This is a genomic window from Thalassospira sp. NFXS8, assembly GCF_040148805.1.
Classification (GTDB): Bacteria; Pseudomonadota; Alphaproteobacteria; order Rhodospirillales; family Thalassospiraceae; genus Thalassospira.
The window spans coordinates 48011-67354 of record NZ_JAGEMF010000007.1 but is presented as its reverse complement, the minus strand read 5'-3'; the positions used below and the strand labels follow the sequence as shown (position 1 = coordinate 67354).

The following is a 19344-nucleotide window of genomic DNA, read 5'->3' as shown; positions in this document are numbered from 1 at the left end:
ATGATTTATATCGTACAGGCGCAATCGCAACATCGCCCTGGCTGGGAAAAATTGTGGCGTCAGAACATCGTCAGCTTTGGTGCCGGTGACATGACCGACGATGTGATCGACATGTTATGGTACCGTATTCTTGACCCTGACCATGCCATGCAGGCGTGGTTGGCGGTTGAGCGTGCCGATGGCGGTGGTGCGGCGACAGACAGAGTGGTTGGGTTGGCCCATATCATTGTTCACCCCCATACATTTTCCTTACGTAATGTTGCTTATCTGGAAGATTTCTGGGTGTCGGCCGATCAACGTGGTTTGGGCATTGGCGGGCAGATGATGGCCGCGTTGGAAACACAGGTGCAACAGCAAAACTGGGCCCGATTATATTGGTTAACGGCAGGCGATAACCATAATGCCCAACGCCTGTATGATCGGCTGACAGATCGTGTGGATGCCGTGTTGTACAAAATTGATACGGTATGAAAAACGGGCACCATGAGAAAAGGCAACCTCTTGGAGACATGATTTTTCGGTGTTTGACGTCAGAACTTCTAACACCGGTGTTTCAAGCACAGTGTTGTTAATGATATCGACAATGCCCCGGTTGGTTTGACCAGCGCCAATTGCCCGCCTCTGATACGCAGCATTGTTTTGCTATCGTTTTTCGGCCCGTAAAAGGGCCGCGCGTGTGCCCGGTGCCACCTGTTACTCATGAAATGCGGGCGCCAAATATCCCTATTGTGTTCCTTTTTTTTCTGATAGCGAATGGCCAGAGTCAAAATGAAAGCCTGATATATTTGCGCTGCGAGAGAGAATACCGGTTTATGGGGTAATGAAGCCCTGTTTGATGGCGGTTACAACCGCCTGTTCCCGTGTGCGGGCGTTCAATTTCTGGCGACAGTTACGTAAATGCATTTCGACGGTGACGCGGGTAATGCCCATGCGGTCGGCAATGGCGTCATTGCGTAATCCTTTGCACAGCCAAAGCAGACATTCGCGTTCGCGTGGGCTGAGTTTGGGATGATGCCTGATTCTCTGTAGCATCAGGTGAACGTCTGTTTGGGTAAATTGATGATCAAGTTCCTGGCAACGCTGTTGTACGGCATGAGCAGCCAGGATCAGGGTGGTTTCCTTCCCGCGATAGAATTTTGAAAATTCTTCCGCGTTCATTGTGTTGGAAATGGCCAGGGCGCTTAGTTGCTGCGGCATGGGTGTAATTCCCGGAATGACCAGCCCGGCAGTCGATTCCGTTTCGCCAAACTCATTGAGTATTTGCCTGGCTTTGGGCGAAAGGGTGACGGGGAAATCGGTGAAGGGCGTTTCAAATTTTCTAGGTGCAATATAGGCTCGGGCAATATCGATCAGCGGATCGTAGCTGGCATAATTGTTGTCCTGGTAATGGCTCAGCCACCAGTCGGGTAGGGTGGTTAGAAAAACAATGCTGCCATCCAGTCTTTCAAAGCCATAGGTGATCTGACGGGCCCCGAATTTCCTGAAAAAACGCAAGCCAGCCTGCCAGGCGGCTGGCACATCCTGTGCATTATCAAGGGCGTTTAACAGATCAAAGAGATCGTTATTCGGGTTCGAGATCATTTTTGCCCATTATTAATCTGGTGAAAATGAAAACCTGAGGTTTTATATTGTCCGGAGATTTTACCTTGATAAGGTAAAATCTGCCAGGTTGTCAGTAAAAAGGCAGATGCAGGCGATTTAGGATCATGGGACAGGCCATAAAGAAAAGCGTGTTCAGGGCGTAATGAAGCCCCGTTTTATGGCGGTTACAACAGCCTGTTCCCGTGTGCGGGCGTTCAGTTTCTGGCGGCAATTGCGCAAATGCATTTCGACGGTGACGCGCGTAATGCCCATGCGGTCAGCAATGGCGTCATTTCGCATTCCTTTACATAGCCAAAGCAGACATTCCCGTTCTCGTGGGCTGAGAAGGGGGTAGGAAGTGTTCTTTTTCGGGGCCAGATGGACGTCCGTTCGGGATAATTGAGGATCAAGTTCCTGACAGCGTTGATGCACGGCATGCGCAGCAAGGACAAGGGCGTTTTCCTTATCGCTATAAAATTGCGAAAATTCCTGCTTTTCCATTGTATTTGCAATGTTGAAGCCACTGATTTTCAGGGTAGAGGGGGCCATTGTTGGAATGACAAATCCGCTACTCGAGCCTGTTTCGGCAAATTCCTGAAGCATTTGAGCGGCGGGCGCAGAGAGGGAAATTGGCAGATTAACCGATCTGGTATCAAACCGGGTTGGTTTGAAATAAGCGCGCCCGACATCAATAAACGGGTCCAGGCTGGCATAGTCATTTTCGAGATAATAGGTCATCCACCAGTCTGGAAGGGTGGTGAGAAAGACGATGCTGCCATCCTGTCTTTCATGGGTATAGGTAATTTGATTACCCCCATATTTCTTGAAAAACCCCAACCCCGCTTGCCATGCGTCTGGCACAGACAGCGCATTGTCCAGTGCATTTAACAGATCAAAAAGATCGTTATTTAGCTGAAGGGCCATCCCTGCCATTCCGGTAAAAGTGCCTACCTATGGTTTTCCATAGATTGTTTCTAATAATTTATAAGACGAAAATTACCCTGTTGTCAGCACAAACGCATCCGGAGCTTTGAAAGTAAAAAAAATGACATCGATGAAAGTGCTGAATAACGAAGACGTAATATATCATTTTGATAAGTGTTACATCTGACGTTAATGACACATAAGGATAGTTTTTGATTCTATACTTTAGAGTGAGATAGTGAAGATGGTCACTTTTTAAGTCAAAAATATTTGAAAATATTTTTCCGTTTGTAATTATAGATCGCAATAGGGGTGGCTTTGGCTGGGTAGACGAAAACCTGATCAGAGCATAATGCAAGACTTTGGGACACTTGCAAGCAGGGCATTGAACTTGCCTTCTTGGGTTTAAATGGGGAAACTCAGCATGACTTCGAACATGAATAGCGTTGTTACGTCTGCGGATACAGTTGTTGGCGATCTTGCCAATGCGATTGATCGTGATACCAGTGCCGCATTTCTGGCGGGCCATTTTTTACCGTCGGTTCGGGTGGCGCATCAGGATGTCGGGTTGGACCGGTTTGATGCGTTAGAAGCACGCGAGATCCAGATTCCCCAGGGACGGCAGGCATTTCTGGAATTTATTGCTGATTGGCAGAAGAAATATAATGCCAACCTGAAGATCGGCATTATTTCTACCCTGATTTTACCTTTGGCGGCTTGCGGCGGCGGTGGCGGCGGTGGACTGGGGGGTGCGTTTGGTGGTGGATCCGGCGGCAAGGTTGTCGATGGTTACATTTCTGGCGCCACGGTGTCGCGTGTTGATGGATCGGGCAATACAGTTACAACCGATGCCAATGGTAATTTTACCGGCCTGACCGGCAGTGGCGCCATTAAGATCACAGGTGGTACCGATATCAGCACTGGCCTGGCGTTTGAAGGAACATTGACGGCTCCTGATGGTTCCAGCGTGGTCACGCCACTGACAACACTGGTGCAAAAGCTGATTGATGATGGGGAGAGTGAGGCGGATGCACTTTCTGCGGTCAAGGCGGCTTTCAACCTGACTGACGATTTGAAAACCGTTGATCCTGTCGCGACCAGCAACGAAGCCTTGTTCAAGGCTGGCGTTCAGGTTGCCAATATTATGACCATGGGTGCCAAGGCTCTTACCGGGTCGGGCACGGAAGGAAATTCTTCCTCGGCGATTGACATGGTGGCAACAGCCCTTGCTGCCCAGATCAAAGGTGCTGCGGCACCTGTGGCGTTAGACAGTACAGCATTAAATACTGTGTTGCAGTCTGCCGGGGTTAGCTCGACCATTGCTAATGACGCAGCTTCGATAATTTCAGCCAGCAATACCAATGTTGGAAACGCGGGTTCGATAAATGATGTGGTTAAGAGCCAGTATATCGCCCAGGGTGAAGCTGCGAATGCCATTGGAGAAGGGGCCGCATCTGGTGATTTGTCGCAGGCTGCTTCTGAATTTGATGCGGCAGCGCAATCGGCCAAAGCGGAAAATGTTTCGCTAAACAATGGCGGTGTGGGTTCCTTTACGGCTTCGGTTACCGAGGCGGGAGTACTGTCGCTGTCCAACCTGCCGACATCGGGTAATATCACACTGACACTGGATGAAGACGGTGGCGGATCAGTGGTTTATACAGGCGGAACACTGACCATTCCGGCAACCAATGTGGTGACATCCCTTAATTTATCCGGTGTTGGGCGCCCGGTGATTGTTAACGATTTTGGTGCCGTCACAACATTGACTGCTGCAGCAGATGCCCGGACAACGATTGTTGGATCCTATGATGTGCTGCGCGCGTTTATTCCAACCGGAGACGAGCAGCAGGGGGACCCGGTTAATACGATTACGGGAACATTTACGTTCCGTGTTACCGGTATTTCCGACCTTAGCGCTGGCAACACAAATTTCTATAATCTGGCGGACGACATTGTCGATCTTGGCGGCAATAATCGTATTGCTGTGGTTGGGGACACCGATGTCAGCTTTACCATCGCTGCGAGCGGTGCGCAGTCTTTGGCATCCTTATACAGTCTGACAACAACGGGTAACGGCACCGTTACGTTGACGGGCGCAACAGTTGCAAATCTGGCGTCTTCGGTGGCGAAGGTGACGACAGCAGTCAGTACCGGAATTTCCGCCGAAATTACGGATACTGATGGCGCAACGCTTACCTTGTCCAAAGCCTTGTTGAACCGCCTGTCCGCGCTTGATTTTAATGTCGATAACGGCATCGTCAATTATAGTGGGGCAACCAGTGCTGCCTTGCAGGCAGATTTAACCAAGATCGATGTTTCCGGGCATACGGTTGCCATCAATGTGACCGGCGTGATCAACGGTAATTTTTCAATTTCGGACGACCAGCTTGAAGGTCTTGCATCGTTAACAGCAACGGGTACCGGCACGATTACCCTGACAAGCCTTGATGGTGCTGATGATGTATCAGCTATTCTGGCAAAATTGACCGTTGCCACCGGTTCAAGCATTTCCTTTGAAGCTGCGACGGATGAAAATATTGCCCTGACCAAGGCCCAGCTTGATCAGATTGCCAGCTTAACGGTAAGCGGAACAGGTACTATTGCTTATAGTGAGGCAACCAGTAGCACGCTTGTCGCTGACTTTGCCAAATTGCATGCCGGCAGTGAAAAAATTTCAATTTCGGGGGCAAACGGGCAAAGTTTTGAAATTACCAAGGCATTTCTCGATCAACTGGCCCAGTTTACAACCATTTCGGGTGATTTGTCGCTTAGTGGCGTGACAGCGGCTGATCTGGTTGATGATATTGGCAAGATAACTGTCAATGGCGACTTGTCCTTACAAGGTGCGGATGGTGAAGACTTCATTATTGCCAAAGCGTTTCTTGATAATGTGGCGGCGCTGGAGGCCACAGGTAATGGCACCATTGATTTTGAGGGGGCAACCAACGCGGATTTTGGGACGGATTTGGCTAAATTAAGCGTTGCCAATACCGGGTCTATTTCAGTTTCGGGCGCTGATGGCGAGGCCTTTATCCTAACGGAAACACAGCTTGATAAACTGGCAGCGTTTAGTGCCGCGGGCACCAGCACCATTGCAGTATCAGGTGTGACCAACGCCAGGTTGGCAGACGACCTTGGTAAATTGTCGGTGGTTAGTGGTTCGATTACGATTGCAGGTGCGGATGGCGAAAACCTTACGGTAACGCAAAACCAGCTGGATGGTCTTGACAGTGTTTCTGTCACGGGGGCAGGCATTATCACGCTTACCGGGGTAACCGCCGCTAATTTTGCTGGTGATCTCCAAAAGCTTTCGGTGCAAACAGGCAGCATTTCGCTTGAAGGTGCAAGTAATGAAAACTTTGCCCTCAGTAAGGCTCAACTCGATACGCTGGGGCATTTCAGTGCCACCGGCAATGGCACCATTACGTTTAGCGATGCAACCAGTGCGGCCCTTGTTGCCGACCTTGATAAGTTAGGTGTTGCGGATGGTTCGATTTCTGTTTCCGGGGCATCGGACGAGAGCTTTACGATCACTGAAGCCCAGCTGGAAGGGTTGTCTGCCCTGGCGACGACAGGGGCGGGTGATATTACCCTGACCAATGTCACGAATGCGGGGCTGTCGACAGATCTTGGTAAACTGACAATTGGCAACGGCGAACTGGTAATACAGGCTGCTGCGGGTGAAAATATTGTAATTTCCCAAACCGAACTTGCAAATGTTGATCAACTGACAACAACAGGTGGCGGCAACCTGACCATCAATGATGCAACTGGTGGTGCCCTGGATGCGAATTTGGCCAAAACAACGGTTGATGGGGATTTGACGATTAACGGTGCGGCGGATGAAGATTTTACGCTGACCCAAAGTGACCTTGATGCCATAACGGCCTTGAATACAGCTGGAACCGGCGGCATCACCCTGACAGGGGTAACGGCCGCAAAGCTGGCGTCGGATTTGGCGGTAATTACGGTTGAAAACGGCAGCTTTGCAATTACCGGTGCCGCAGGCGAGACATTTAATATTACAGAAACGGATCTTGCCGAAGTAACGACACTTCAGGCAACAGGGGGCGGTAATATCGTTTTGAACGGTGTAACTGCCGGTGGATTTGCGGGCGATCTGGTAAAAATATCTGCCATTGATAACGGGACGATTACCATCACCGGTGCAGAGGGTGAAAACCTGAGCATTACCAAAACCCAACTTGATGATCTTGCGGCCCTGAGTGTGGCGGATGGATCGACAATTACGGTGAGCGGCCTGATAGCGCAGGATTTTGCGGGTGACCTTGGCAAATTGACGGCTACGGGTGGTCTGGTCTTGAGCGCAGCCAATGACGAGAGCTTTTCGATTACGGAAACCGATTTGGCACATATCAACAGTTTTACCGTTAGTGGTTCTGGCGATGTGACGCTGACCGATGTAACCGCCGCTTCACTTGTCGCTGACAGTGACAAAATTACTGTAGATAGCGGCGTGATCAACATTGTTGCGGCCGATGGCGAAAATCTTGGCCTGACCCAGGCACAAGCGGGTTCCTATGGCAGTATTGAAGCGACCGGGGCGGGTAATATTACCATTACCGAGGTATCTGGTGATGTTTCGTCGGTTCTGGATAATCTGACGGTAGCAAGTGGTGTGATCAGTGTTTCGGCGGTTGCTGATCAGGATCTTTCAATTACGGAAGAAGCACTGGGGGATCTTGGTGGTTTGGCTGCAACCGGCACGGGCAATATCGCCCTGACGGAAGCCAGTAGCGCATCTGTTGGCAGTGATCTTGCGAAACTGACGACCGATACCGGTACAATATCCATTACCGTTAAAAGCGTTGATACATCGGCTGTGGCGCTGACATATACCGATATAGCGGGCAAGACGGTTGATATTTCGGCCACAGGTAATGTCGATGTCACGATCACGGCGAACGGAGCCTATGATTTTTCCAAACTGTCTGGCGGGACGGTTCGTTTGGTCATCGATACGACAAATGGCGATGTGAGCCTAAGCGATCTTGATCTGGGTAGTATTGATGAGGTGATTGTTACCGGGCCGAATAATGCCCTTATTCAGGCCGAAGATGTTGACGGACTAACTGTGACATTTAGTGCGACCGGTGAGGGCAACGTGGTTGTTGCCGTTCCTGAAGGCACCACGATTGATGACACAGGCCTTAGTGGCGATGTCGAATATCAGTCCAGTATAACCTACAACGAAAGCGGCACGGCCCTTGACGGGTATCTGGTTGGTGCAACCGTGATGCTGGTGGATGGCGATGGCAACCAGGTGGGGACCCAGACATGGACGACCGATGCCAACGGCCACTACAGCATTGAAGGGTACCAGTTTACCGGGATTCTGCCCGAGAATGTTTCTGTCCGGGTGACGGGCGGTACGGACATGACGACGGGGCAGGCATTTGATGGCGCGTTGTCGGTTTCTGTTGGCGAGAATGCCACCGTGGTAACATCGCTGACTGCAGTAATGCATCAGCTGGTTGCAGGAAATATTTCAACCGATGCTGCTGATGCTCAAAGTGATTTGATCGCCGGATTGGGGCTGGATGCATCGTCGCTTTCCAGCGCCAATGTTTTAACCATTGACCCGGTTGCGGTTGTGGCTTCAGGCAGTTCATCGGCGGTTGATGCCGCCAATGCGGCCACGCTGCAAATTGCGGCCGCGGAAATGCTAACCATTTCGGCGCAGCTTGCAGAAGCACTGCAGCCGGTTCTTTCGTCAGGCGAAAATGATTTCAGCCTTGCCGAAATTTCCGATGCGGTATTGGCACAGATCGCGGTTGCAATTGGCAATGCAAATGGTGCCAGTGTGGACTGGACCAACAGCACGGTTCTGGGCAATCTTGTTCAAAGTGTTGGCAATGCTCTGGTTGGGGCTGAAAACTTTGACGAAACTCAAGAAGTTGCCACTGGCGTCACATTGCAAGATGTGTTTGGCGAAGTTGCGGAACTACTTGCAAATACGGTGGGTTCCCTTGCCGAACTGATGCCGAGTGAACTGCAAATGCAGGATGCCTCCAGCATTGATGCGATGAACCTGATGATTTCAGCGATCAAAATTCAGGCAGCATCAAATGCCACTTTGGGAAATCTGTTAGATGGGTTGTTTGACAGCAATGGTGCTTTCCAGGAAGCCGGCTATCAAGCATTGCAAACTTATAATGACAATTTCTCAGCCAGCTTCCCGACCGATGTTGCAGGTGTTTCGATTGGTGAACTTGTTGAGGGAACGATTTATGGTTCCGCCGGGGCCGACATACTGACAAACGGCGACGAAGGCGGTCGTTTTTACGGAAACGGCGGCGCAGATACCATGACCGGGGGAACCGGCGATGACAGGTTCCATCTTGAAGCGGATCATTTGGTCAGCGGGCTTTCCATTACCGGAACCGACGGTGATGAAGGTAGCAGGGACCGCGTGGTCTTGCACGGCGAAGCCAATGACAGCTTTGATTTCACCGCCAGTGGTATGTCGTTTAATGGTGTTGACCGGATCGACATGAACAATGACGTGGCCGGGCAGACCGTGATTATTGGTGATCAGCTTGCCTCGACGTCGGATGCGAATAATGATGAAACGACAGGCGACATTCGCATCGTTTCACGCATTTATGATAGCAATGACCTTGATGTCGGGATGCAAAATGGCATCACGGTTGATGCATCGGGCCTTACGGAAAACAACCATCTGTATTTTGATGGCGAACGTGCTGTTGACGGTGAAGAAACCTATGGCGGTTTCATGGGCAACGACACGGTAACGGGGGGTGCTGGCAATGATACCCTTATCGGTGGGGCTGGCGATGATACGCTGAGCGGGAATGCCGGGAATGATACCCTTATGGGCGGCGATGGTAATGATGTTCTGAGCGTCACCGAAGGCAAAAACTCCCTTTTGGGGGGCGATGGCGTTGATACCCTGATGGGCGGTACAGGAAATGATACCTTAATCGGTGGCACGGGTGCCGATACGGTTATGGGCGGCGAGGGTGATGACCGCATCTTTATTGAAGGGGACGGGGACTATCTGGTTGGGGGCGAGGGCAAGGATCGTTTCTTCCTGAACTCGACCGCGGATCTTGCCGGCAGCCTTACAATTCATGGTGATGGAACCGAAGTTGGCAGTACAGGCGAAGACCGCCTGGTGCTTCAGCTTGAAGAAAGTCAGAACCCGGTAGCGGTGGACCTGACCGCTGATAACCTGACATTGACGGGAATTGACCGTATTGATGTGGGTATGGATATTGCAGGCATGACCCTGACAATTGACCATGCAATGGCGGCATCTGCCGATAACAATCAAGATGATAATCTTGGTGATATTCGGGTAAACAGCCGGGTTTATGTTGAAAATGAAAGTGAAATTGGCCTGACGGCATCGCCGATCCAAAACGGGATCGTTGTTGACGCATCGGGTTTGGAAGCTGGTGATTCCCTGCTGTTTGACGGCGAAGTTCATGTTGGACTGAATGATCCCCAGACCGGTGATGAAACCTATGGTGGTTTTAGCGGAGATGACACCGTTTATGGCGGCGCCGGGGCCGATACCATCAATGGCGGTGCAGGCAATGATCGCCTGTATGGCAATGATGGTAACGATTACCTTGATGGGGGTGACGGTAAAGACCGGCTTTATGGCGGTGCCGGCGTTAACACCCTGATTGGCGGTGCTGGCGATGACCGGATTTATCTGACCGATGTGTCGGGCCTTTCGGGCAGCGTGATTGACGGTAATGGCGGGTCGTCCACCGAAGCCAATACTGTTGCCCAGGACCGGCTGATTATCGATCTTGAAACGGGGGCTGATGTTGATCTGACAACAGCGCAGGTAAGCAATATAGACCGCATTGATGTGGCGATGGATGTCGCAAACCTCAAGATTATTCTGGGGCATGACCTTGCCATTGCATCGGATTCAAATAACGACGGTACGGGCGGCGATATTCGCATCAACAGCCGGGTTTATGTTGATAATGAAAGCGAAATTGGCCTGACAGCATCACCGATCACCAACGGTGTTTTTGTGGATGCAACAGCATTTGAAAATACAGATTCCCTGCAATTTGACGGCGAAGTTCATGTTGGTTTGAACGACCCGCAAACCGGTGACGAAACCTATGGCGGCTTTAGTGGGGACGACACCATCTGGGGCGGTGCTGGCGGTGACTTCATTATGGCGGGCGAGGGTGATGACCGCCTAAACGGTAATGGTGGCGACGATGTTTTGAACGGCGGGGCCGGATCCGACAGGTTGCATGGTGGGACAGGCATTGACACCATGATTGGTGGCTTGGGAACTGACCGGATTTATATCGACAGCCCATCGGAACTTGAAGACGGAACGTTCATTTTTGGCGGCGCCTATGACCTGGACACGGAACAGGCAAGTGCTGCTGAAGCAAACACAAATGACCGGCTGATCCTGGCTGCGCACGGTGAGTATGATTTCACCGACAACAACCTTGAAACGCACGATATTACGATTGGGCAGATTGACCGTATCGAAATGCGTGAAAATGCTTCGGGTTATACGCTGGCGCTGGGCGATGGCATGGTATCAACGGCGGATGCCAACGGGGATGGAACCCTGGGCGATATCCAGATCGTATCGCGGGCATTCGTCGAAGATGGTGATACTGAAATCGATGTTCCCATCACGGCAGGGGTTGTCGTTGATGCCAGCAGCCTGTCGGCGGATCATTCCATTCATTTTCAGGGTGAAATCCTGATTGATGATGAAACCGGCCTTGAATATGGCGGGTTCTCGGGTAATGACCGTATTCGCGGGGGGCTGGGAAATGACACCATCAATGGTGGTGCCGGTGATGACCGCATCTATTACAGCGGTGGAGCCGATACCCTGATCGGGGGCACGGGACGTGACCGGTTTTATTTGACGACGGCTGTTCTGGCCGCCGGATTGATGATCGACGGCACGTTGGAGGCGGCCACAAATGACCGCCTGTTGCTGACAACGGCGGGCAATTTTGACCTGACAGATCAATCTCTTGCCGATGGCAACGTGACCATTACCAATATTGACCGTATCGAATTGCGTGCCGACGAAGCTGGAAATAATCTTAAAATCGGTTCGCAGCTTGCCTCGACAGCGGATGAGAACGGCGATGGTACCCTTGGGGATATTTCCGTTGTTAGCCGTGTTATTGATGACAACGACAATGATGTCGCCATGACCAATGGTGTGGTCATTGACGGGTCAGAACTGACATCCACGCAAAGCCTGATTGTGGAAGGCGAAATCCAGAATGATCCCGTGGACGGCGATTATGGCGGGTTTACCGGCAATGACACCATGATTGGTGGTGAAGGCAACGATACCCTGCAAGGGGGGGATGGCAATGATACCCTGATCGGCAATGGTGGCGATGATTATCTTATGGGGGGTAGCGGTGCCGATGTGATGACCGGCGGGGCGGGGAATGACATCTTCGCAATGCGTCTGGGTGGGGAAGCTGTAACCGTCGAGTATCCCGATTACACGCCGACCCAGGGTGATTACTTTGAGGTTGTGATTGACGGTTACGCCTATGGCGCAAGGGCAGACGAGAGCGAAACCTCTATCGAGAGTGTTTTGTCCGACCTTGCCAGTGTCATTAATAATGACAGCGGGCATGATTATCACGCCCGTGTGCATGACGGGATATTGCAAATTGCGGGGGTTGGCGAAAGCGTTGCCGTTGATGCCAACACCTATTCACAGGGCACGGCATATGGAACCCAGCCAGAGTCCGAGGGGCTGTTTGCTTTCAGCTTCACCGACACCACCACACCACAGCCAGGTGACTTCCTGCGTTTAACGGTTGGAGACGACGTTTTCCAGGTTCAAATGAGCGATGGCGATACACCGGGTGGGCTGATTTTTCAGTTGGCGGCACAAATTGCTGCCAAGGCGCAGGTGGCCTATGATGAAGACGAGAATGCCGATGTGGTTGACGCGGTTGCGCTTGATACGGATGGGGATTCAAATCACGAAGCGGACCGGCTGTTTATTCATGTCCCTGACGGAAAATCGATAGATTTTGATAATTCAGGCACCATTCATGCCGATAGCGGTTCTGTTTTTGTTGAAACAGATGCAGGTGACAGCTTCAGTGTTGATGTGGACGCGGATACAAATGTTGCGCAAACAGGTACTTTGACATTATCGACAAACGACGCCGATTATGTTGCCGGATCGTTCCTGTCGGTCACGCTGGTCATTACAACAGCGACCGGTGATGTTGAAACCAACTATCTTTCGACCCCGGTTGTTGCAAACAGTGCAGCAGAGAGCATTCAGGCACTTGCCGATGAAATCAAGGCACAGGATGCAGCCTTTGCCAAAAGTGATGGCGACCCGGATGCGACTTTCTTTGACACCATTACTGTTGATGGTGGAACCATCACATTTGCTGGCAAGGAAAACGATTCCGATTTCACCATGGATGCAACATTCCTTGGCGATTTGGGTCCAAATGCGGGTTATATCGATCCTGCACAGGGCGAGAACGATACGTTTGATGCCGTTCTGTTTGATTTTTATGACTTCGCCCAGGAAAATCAGTCGTTGCAGGACCATGGAACTTTCGTTTTGTCGATAGACGATTTCACCCTTACACAACCGGTACATGGTTCGGACAGTTTGGCTGATATTGTTTTGCGCTTTGCCGATACCCTTAAATCCTTTGGCTATACGGTTGGTCTGGAAGATGAACACACGTTGTTTGTGGCGTCAGACGAAGAAATAACCGGCCATTCGATTAATGCCTACCAGGCAGGTTCGGCTTTGGATAACGGTGTTGATGATACGGCAAGCGCACTTTCCGATAGCACCGCATCAATGCTGGACGTGATTACCGACTTTGTGATTGGCGAAGACAAGTTTGATTTGTCGGCCTTGGGCGGGGATCACAATGTTCCGAGCAGCATATCGGTGGACAGTTCGATCACCAATTCGGCGGATCAGGGATTTGATTTGTCGACGGCCTTTGAAGGCCTGACCTTGCAAGGTGATGGTGCCGCCATGTTTGTTGAGGTTTCTGGCGGTGGGGAAGCCGCCGGGGCATATCTGATTGTCGATAATGGTGACGGTGCAGTGAATAGTTCGGAAGACCTGTTTATCAATGTCACCGGCATTAGCGGCGATATAGATACGGCCAGTGTTTCGGATCTTTTTTATTCAGAAACATAGGCTTATTTAAAATCACGGGCGCAGGGGGTGGCAGGTCCACCCCTTGTTGCTTTTCGGGGACATGCACCCTTTGCGGGGGAAGCGGGATTGGTGTTTAACCCAGAATGGAAAACAGGATAGCCTGCCTGGTGCTGATAACGGGGTTGATCAGCACCGCAATATTACCGGTTTCGGGGAATGCAGCCAGCAATCAGGCCGCAGGGACAGCGGTAACGGTGTCGCCTGCGGGGCTTGCGGACAGCATGGACGCGCAACTTGAGGCGCAGAAGGTTGCCGATAGTGCCGCAGGTTCAAGTGCGATGACACCGCTGTTTCGCGACATCGCCAAAAGCATGAACGGTTCGGAAAAACTGGTAAATCAGTTTTTGCAGCAACCTGGAAATGGGGCACGCCCCATGGCAGAAACGGTGTCACAGCCGGGTTTTATCGCCAAGGTTCGCCAGGCGGTGGAAACCCATCCATCTATTCAAAGCAGCATTTATGGTGCCCGCCAGGCCCGCGACAGCGTGGCTGAAGCCAGTGGCGCGTTATACCCCCAGGTCGATTTTGCCTTGGAAGGCGGGTATAATGTTGCGCGCGCCAATGAACGTGTTGGCGAGGATAACGACCCTGATGGTGTTTTATCGGTTAGTCAGTTGCTGTTTGATGCCGGGGAAATCTTTAACCGTATTGATGCAGCGCGTGAAAACGTGACGGGTAGTAAATACGCTGCACTTGATGCGGCGCAGCAATTTTGTCTACGGGCAATTTCCGCGTATTTTGATATTGTTCGGCTGCAAACCAAGGTGTTGCTGGCCACTGACAATCGTGACCGCCACGAACTGATTTTTAAAAGTGTAAATGACCGTGCCGCAGGCGGGGCGGGGACCACGGCTGATGTTTACCGCACCGAAGGCCGCCTGGCCGAAGCCAATGCAAATTTGACCGAACTTATTGGTGAACTTGACCGGACGCGGGCCAGCTATCGCGAATTGTTCGGTGCCGAGGCAACGCACGGCGAACGCCCCGGCCTTGTCCCTGATATTCCCCAAAATGCCGAAATTGCCTTGCAGCACGCCTTGCAGCAAAATCCGTCTCTGGCACAAAGCGAGGCAGGTAGCCGTGCGGCGTCGTTTGAATATGATGCCAGCAAGGCTGCCTGGTATCCGCGTGTATCGATGGTTGTTGAGGGGCGGCAATATGATTTGTCCGAACCGCGTGGCAACGACAATGAAATGCGGTTTTATTTACGTCTGAACTATAACCTGTTTGATGGCGGCAGTGATCAGGCCCGCGAAAGCCGGGCATCGAACCGTTTGTCACAGGCACGCGAACGTGAACGACAGTCCCGGCTGGAACTGGAACGTCAGATATCAAGTTCAATGACCGATATTGTTACCCGTGAACAACGTCTCGCAGCGTTGTCGCTGGCCGCGCGGGCCGAAAAAGAAACCTTCCTGACCTACCTTGACCTGTTTTCGATCGGACGCCGCGATCTGGTAGATGTGCTTGATAGTCAACGTGAATTTTATCAAACCGCGAGTGCGCTGATCGACGCCCGAACGATGGCCGATTTGTCGCGATATGTGTTGTTATCCCTAACCGGCGAACTGTTACCTGGCTTTGGTATAAATGATTTTGGCTGGGAGGCGAAATGAACCGTTCCCTTGGACGTTTGACCCCGCTGCGCGCGATTGATAATGCAGGCGATGAAAAAACGAAAGACCGCCAGGAACTGCCCCCGGAAACGACCCTTCCCCCTGCCCGGAGGTCGGGCAAGGCTGATCGTTCGCCGAACGCCGACGAAAAAAAGCAGATGGAAGATAAACCGGCATTTTCTGCGGATGCCGATACACCAAAACCTGGCGTCAATGGCCCGAAAATTGATTATGTCGAGCAATGCCTGGTTTATTTGTGTCGCCATCATGACATGTCGGTAACAGCCAATTATTTTCGCAATATTGCAGATGGCAATAAGGATATTACCCCGCAAATCTTTGCCGAAATGGCCCGCAAGGTTGGCCTTGCCTGTATCGCGGGTGAGTTTCAACTGGAAACCCTAAGCCATGTATCCTTGCCGGTGGCGGCGTTTCTCGATGATGGCAAGGTGGTGGTAATTGTAAGCCGCGAAGGCCCGCATAAACTGGCGGTATATGACCCGGATTACGGCGATGCCCCGGTGATCATGCCAATTGCCGATTTGCGTGGCGTGTTTAGTGGCCTTGGTATTGCCGTTCGCCCTTATTTTCGTGAAAAGCAGCATGTTGACCATCAACTGGCAAAACGCGGGCGGCACTGGTTTTGGTCGGCACTTGGCAAAAATAAACCGATTTATCTTCAGGTTATTATCGCCGCAGCCCTAACCAACTTTTTAAGCCTTACAGTATCGCTGTTCACGATGGTGGTTTATGACCGCATTCTGCCCAACGAAGCGATTGATTCCCTTATCGCCATGACTTTTGGTGTCGGGTTTGCCATCTGTTTTGATTTTGTCATCAAAATGCTGCGGGCCCATTTTATTGATCGCGCCGGTATCCGCGCCGATCAGGAAATTGGCAGCGAAATTTTTGATCATTTGCTGGATATGCAAATGAAGGATCGGCGCGGGTCGTCGGGGGCCTTTGCCAATACCCTGCGCGAATTTGAAACCCTGCGCGAATTTTTCACCTCTGCTTCGCTGGTTGCGTTGGTGGATATTCCCTTTATCATTCTGTTTTTGTTCGTGATTTACGGTATTGGTGGGCCACTGGTGTTAATCCCGGCTCTGGCTGTACCAACAATTATTCTGGTCGGTATTGGTGTGCAGCCATTATTGGCCCGTTATGCGCAGTCAGCCTTTGAAGAAGGCCAAACCAAGCAAGGTGTGCTGGTGGAAACCATTTCCGGGCTGGAAACGGTTAAAACATCGGGTGCGGCCCGGCTCATGCGGCAACGGTGGAAAGACAGTCTTAAATTTCAGGCCGGGGTTGGTGCACGCAGCCGTCGTATTTCGCATATGGTTGTCAATATGACGGCGACGGCCCAGCAGGTATCGCAAATTGGCATTGTGGTTTTTGGCGTGTTCCTGATCGCGGCGGGCGAAACCTCGATGGGGGCTTTGGTGGGGTCGGTTATTCTGGTGGGGCGGGCTTTGGCGCCCTTGGGGCAAATTGCCCAAACCCTGACCCGGCTCAATCAGGTGCGGACATCATATCGTAATCTCGACGGGTTAATGAAACAGTCAACCGAACGGCAGGACGGGCGGCATTATCTGGCGCGTGCGCGGCTGGCCGGACGGATTGAATTTCAAAATGTCAATTTTTCCTATCCGGGGCAAAATATTGCTGCCCTGCGCGATGTATCCTTCGTGATCGAACCGGGTGAAAAGGTTGCCATTCTGGGCCGTATTGGATCGGGGAAAAGCACGATCCTGCGTCTTATGCTGGGGCTTTATGAACCTGATAGCGGGTCTATTCTGGTCGATGGCACTGACATTCGCCAGATTGACCCATCTGATTTGCGTGCCAACATTTCGGCAGTATTGCAAGATGCGTGGCTGTTTTCAGGGTCGGTCAAACAGAATATTGCCGTGGGGGCCTATCGTCCCAATGATGATGATATTTTGCGTGCCGCCAGCCTGTCGGGTGCCCATGATTTTATCAGCCGCCATCCCAGCGGGTATGATTTGATGATCCAGGAACGCGGTGAAGGATTATCAGGTGGGCAGCGCCAGTCCATTTCACTGGCACGCGGGCTTGTTGGGGCACCACCGATTTTGCTGATGGATGAACCCACCAGCATGATGGATATGCAAACCGAACAAATCGTGGTGAACCGTTTGCGAACAGAGGCCGAAGAACAAACCATTCTGGTTGTGACCCATCGCCCCAGCATGCTTGATATGGTTGATACCGTGATTGTGGTCGAAGGTGGTGCGGTGGTGGCGCGGGGGCCGAAATCGATTGTAAATAAAAAGCCGCCGACATCCACAGAGACATCTGAATCAGTTGAGACATCATCGCCGCCGCAAGGCAAGGCAAACCCGCAGCCAAACGGGGAAAGTGGCCCTGCAGCCGATGCCAACGCTGCCAGCGTAGCTTTTAAGCGCATGGCAAGGGCCAGAAGTGCCAAACCGGTTGCAAAGATCGTACGTCACCGTGACAGCGTTGATGAAGCCCCCCCTAATTCCGACCCCGGTAAAATTGAAGAAAGAGCGGCATTGGGAACTGATAACGACCTGCTGGAGGGTGAAAACGGCCCGCCATTGTCACAGACGTTGGCGCAGCCCCGTGTGGATGATACGGCCACAGGGCAGGCAGCCGCAAAACCGCTAGCCGATGGCAAGGAGAACGGAGATGCGTAACCGTGATCTTAATTCCGAAATCATTCGTCAGATAAACGGTCGCAAATCGTTTTTTTCAGGTTGGGCGTTGTTGTGCGTGATTGCCTTGTTCGTGATTAGCATGATCAGCTGGGCTGCAATTGCCGAGGTCGATGAAGTCACCCGTGGATCGGGCAAAATTATTCCGTCGCAGGATTTGCAAAAGGTGCAAACCATGCATGGCGGCATGATTAAGGATTTGCTGGTGCATGAAGGGCAACGGGTGCATCGCGGCGATTTGTTGCTGGTACTTGATACTACGGCATCGCAAAGCGAATATAACCAACTGGAACAAAAACAGTTTGCCCTGCAAGCCCAGATTGAACGGTTAACGGCCGAAATTCAGGGAACTGATTTGCAGTTTTCACAAGGTCTGACGCAAAGCGCCCCGGCTGTAACCCTGACCCAGCAACGCCTGTTTAAAGGGCGGCAATCGGAACTGGCATCGGAACTGGCGGTGCTGGAACAGCAAAAACAGCAAAAGATAAAAGAACAGCGCGAAGCCGAAAGCGAATTTAATACCGCAAGCGAGGGGCTGGTGCTGTCGCAATCGGAAATCGATATGATCCAGCCGTTGGTCGAACGTGGGATCGAACCTAAATTATCGCTTATTCAGTTGCAACGTACCCATGCAGAGCTGCTGGGAAAACAGCAGACATCGCAGATCCGCATTGAACGGCTTAATCTGGCACTAGGTGAGATTGCCGAGCGTTTTAAAACCATGCATGAAACCTTTCGTAAGGATGCCTTGCAGGAGCTATCCAAAGTTACAGCGGACCTGGCGGAGCTGGAGCAAAGCCTGCCCGCTTATGCCAGCAAAGTGGACCGGTCTGAAATACGCTCTCCGGTCGATGGTATTGTTAACCAGATTTTGAAAACCACTCTGGGCGGGGTGGCGCAACCGGGCGAAGCATTGGTTGAAATTGTGCCGATTAACGATGATTTTCTGGTTGAAGCCCATATCAAACCTGCCGACATCGGATTTCTGCATCCCGGCCAGCGGGTAAAGGTTAAACTGACGGCTTATGATTTTGCCCGTTACGGGTCGCTGGATGGTGAATTGACCACGATTGGGGCTGATGCAATTGAATTGCCCGAAACAAAAGAGCCGGTTTACCCGGTTGTTGTAAGGGTATTTTCGCGTTTAACCGATGGTGGGGGAAATGATCTTGAAATTGTGCCAGGCATGATTGCCGAGATTAACATCCTGACCGGCAGCAAAACCGTTTTGAACTATTTTGTTGAACCGGTGGTCAAGGTTAAGAAAAACGCCTTCACTGAAAGCTGACCAATG

General features: G+C 51.6%; 7 protein-coding genes. 5 read left to right on the top strand and 2 right to left on the bottom strand.

Features of this window, described 5'->3' with window-relative positions; translation table 11 throughout:
* The gene (locus J4E05_RS23030; RefSeq protein ID WP_349600615.1) at positions 1-471 is read left to right on the top strand and encodes a GNAT family N-acetyltransferase; all 471 of its coding nucleotides are present in this window, start codon (positions 1-3) and stop codon (positions 469-471) included.
* A 339-nt stretch (positions 472-810) separates the two neighbouring features.
* Here J4E05_RS23030 and J4E05_RS23025 read toward each other — a convergent pair whose 3' ends face one another.
* Complete coding sequence (locus tag J4E05_RS23025) at positions 811-1581, bottom strand: helix-turn-helix transcriptional regulator (RefSeq protein WP_349600612.1); 771 nt, start codon at positions 1579-1581, stop codon at positions 811-813.
* Between the two features lie 153 nt (positions 1582-1734).
* A complete protein-coding gene (locus tag J4E05_RS23020; protein WP_349600609.1) occupies positions 1735-2505 on the bottom strand; it encodes a helix-turn-helix transcriptional regulator in 771 nt (256 codons plus the stop codon).
* A gap of 424 nt (positions 2506-2929) precedes the next feature.
* Here J4E05_RS23020 and J4E05_RS23015 point away from each other — a divergent pair, with 424 nt between their 5' ends.
* The 4 genes from J4E05_RS23015 to J4E05_RS23000 all read left to right on the top strand — a co-directional run bounded on the left by J4E05_RS23015 (position 2930) and on the right by J4E05_RS23000 (position 19338).
* Positions 2930-13711, top strand: coding sequence for a beta strand repeat-containing protein (locus J4E05_RS23015; RefSeq protein ID WP_349600607.1), 10782 nt, complete (start codon positions 2930-2932; stop codon positions 13709-13711).
* A gap of 104 nt (positions 13712-13815) precedes the next feature.
* A complete protein-coding gene (locus J4E05_RS23010) occupies positions 13816-15348 on the top strand; it encodes a TolC family outer membrane protein (RefSeq protein ID WP_349600604.1) in 1533 nt (510 codons plus the stop codon).
* A complete protein-coding gene (locus tag J4E05_RS23005; protein ID WP_349600601.1) occupies positions 15345-18032 on the top strand; it encodes a type I secretion system permease/ATPase in 2688 nt (895 codons plus the stop codon). Before J4E05_RS23010 ends, J4E05_RS23005 begins: the two co-directional genes overlap by 4 nt.
* Entirely contained in the window at positions 18025-19338 is a 1314-nt protein-coding gene (locus J4E05_RS23000) for an HlyD family type I secretion periplasmic adaptor subunit (RefSeq protein ID WP_349600598.1), read from the top strand. Before J4E05_RS23005 ends, J4E05_RS23000 begins: the two co-directional genes overlap by 8 nt.
* Positions 19339-19344: the final 6 nt, after the last annotated feature.

Coding starts and splice junctions, on each gene's coding strand:
- J4E05_RS23030 (WP_349600615.1), top strand. CDS start 1: ATGATTTATATCGTACAGGCGCAATCGCAACATCGCCCTGGCTGGGAA.
- J4E05_RS23025 (WP_349600612.1), bottom strand. CDS start 1,581: ATGATCTCGAACCCGAATAACGATCTCTTTGATCTGTTAAACGCCCTT.
- J4E05_RS23020 (WP_349600609.1), bottom strand. CDS start 2,505: ATGGCCCTTCAGCTAAATAACGATCTTTTTGATCTGTTAAATGCACTG.
- J4E05_RS23015 (WP_349600607.1), top strand. CDS start 2,930: ATGACTTCGAACATGAATAGCGTTGTTACGTCTGCGGATACAGTTGTT.
- J4E05_RS23010 (WP_349600604.1), top strand. CDS start 13,816: ATGGAAAACAGGATAGCCTGCCTGGTGCTGATAACGGGGTTGATCAGC.
- J4E05_RS23005 (WP_349600601.1), top strand. CDS start 15,345: ATGAACCGTTCCCTTGGACGTTTGACCCCGCTGCGCGCGATTGATAAT.
- J4E05_RS23000 (WP_349600598.1), top strand. CDS start 18,025: ATGCGTAACCGTGATCTTAATTCCGAAATCATTCGTCAGATAAACGGT.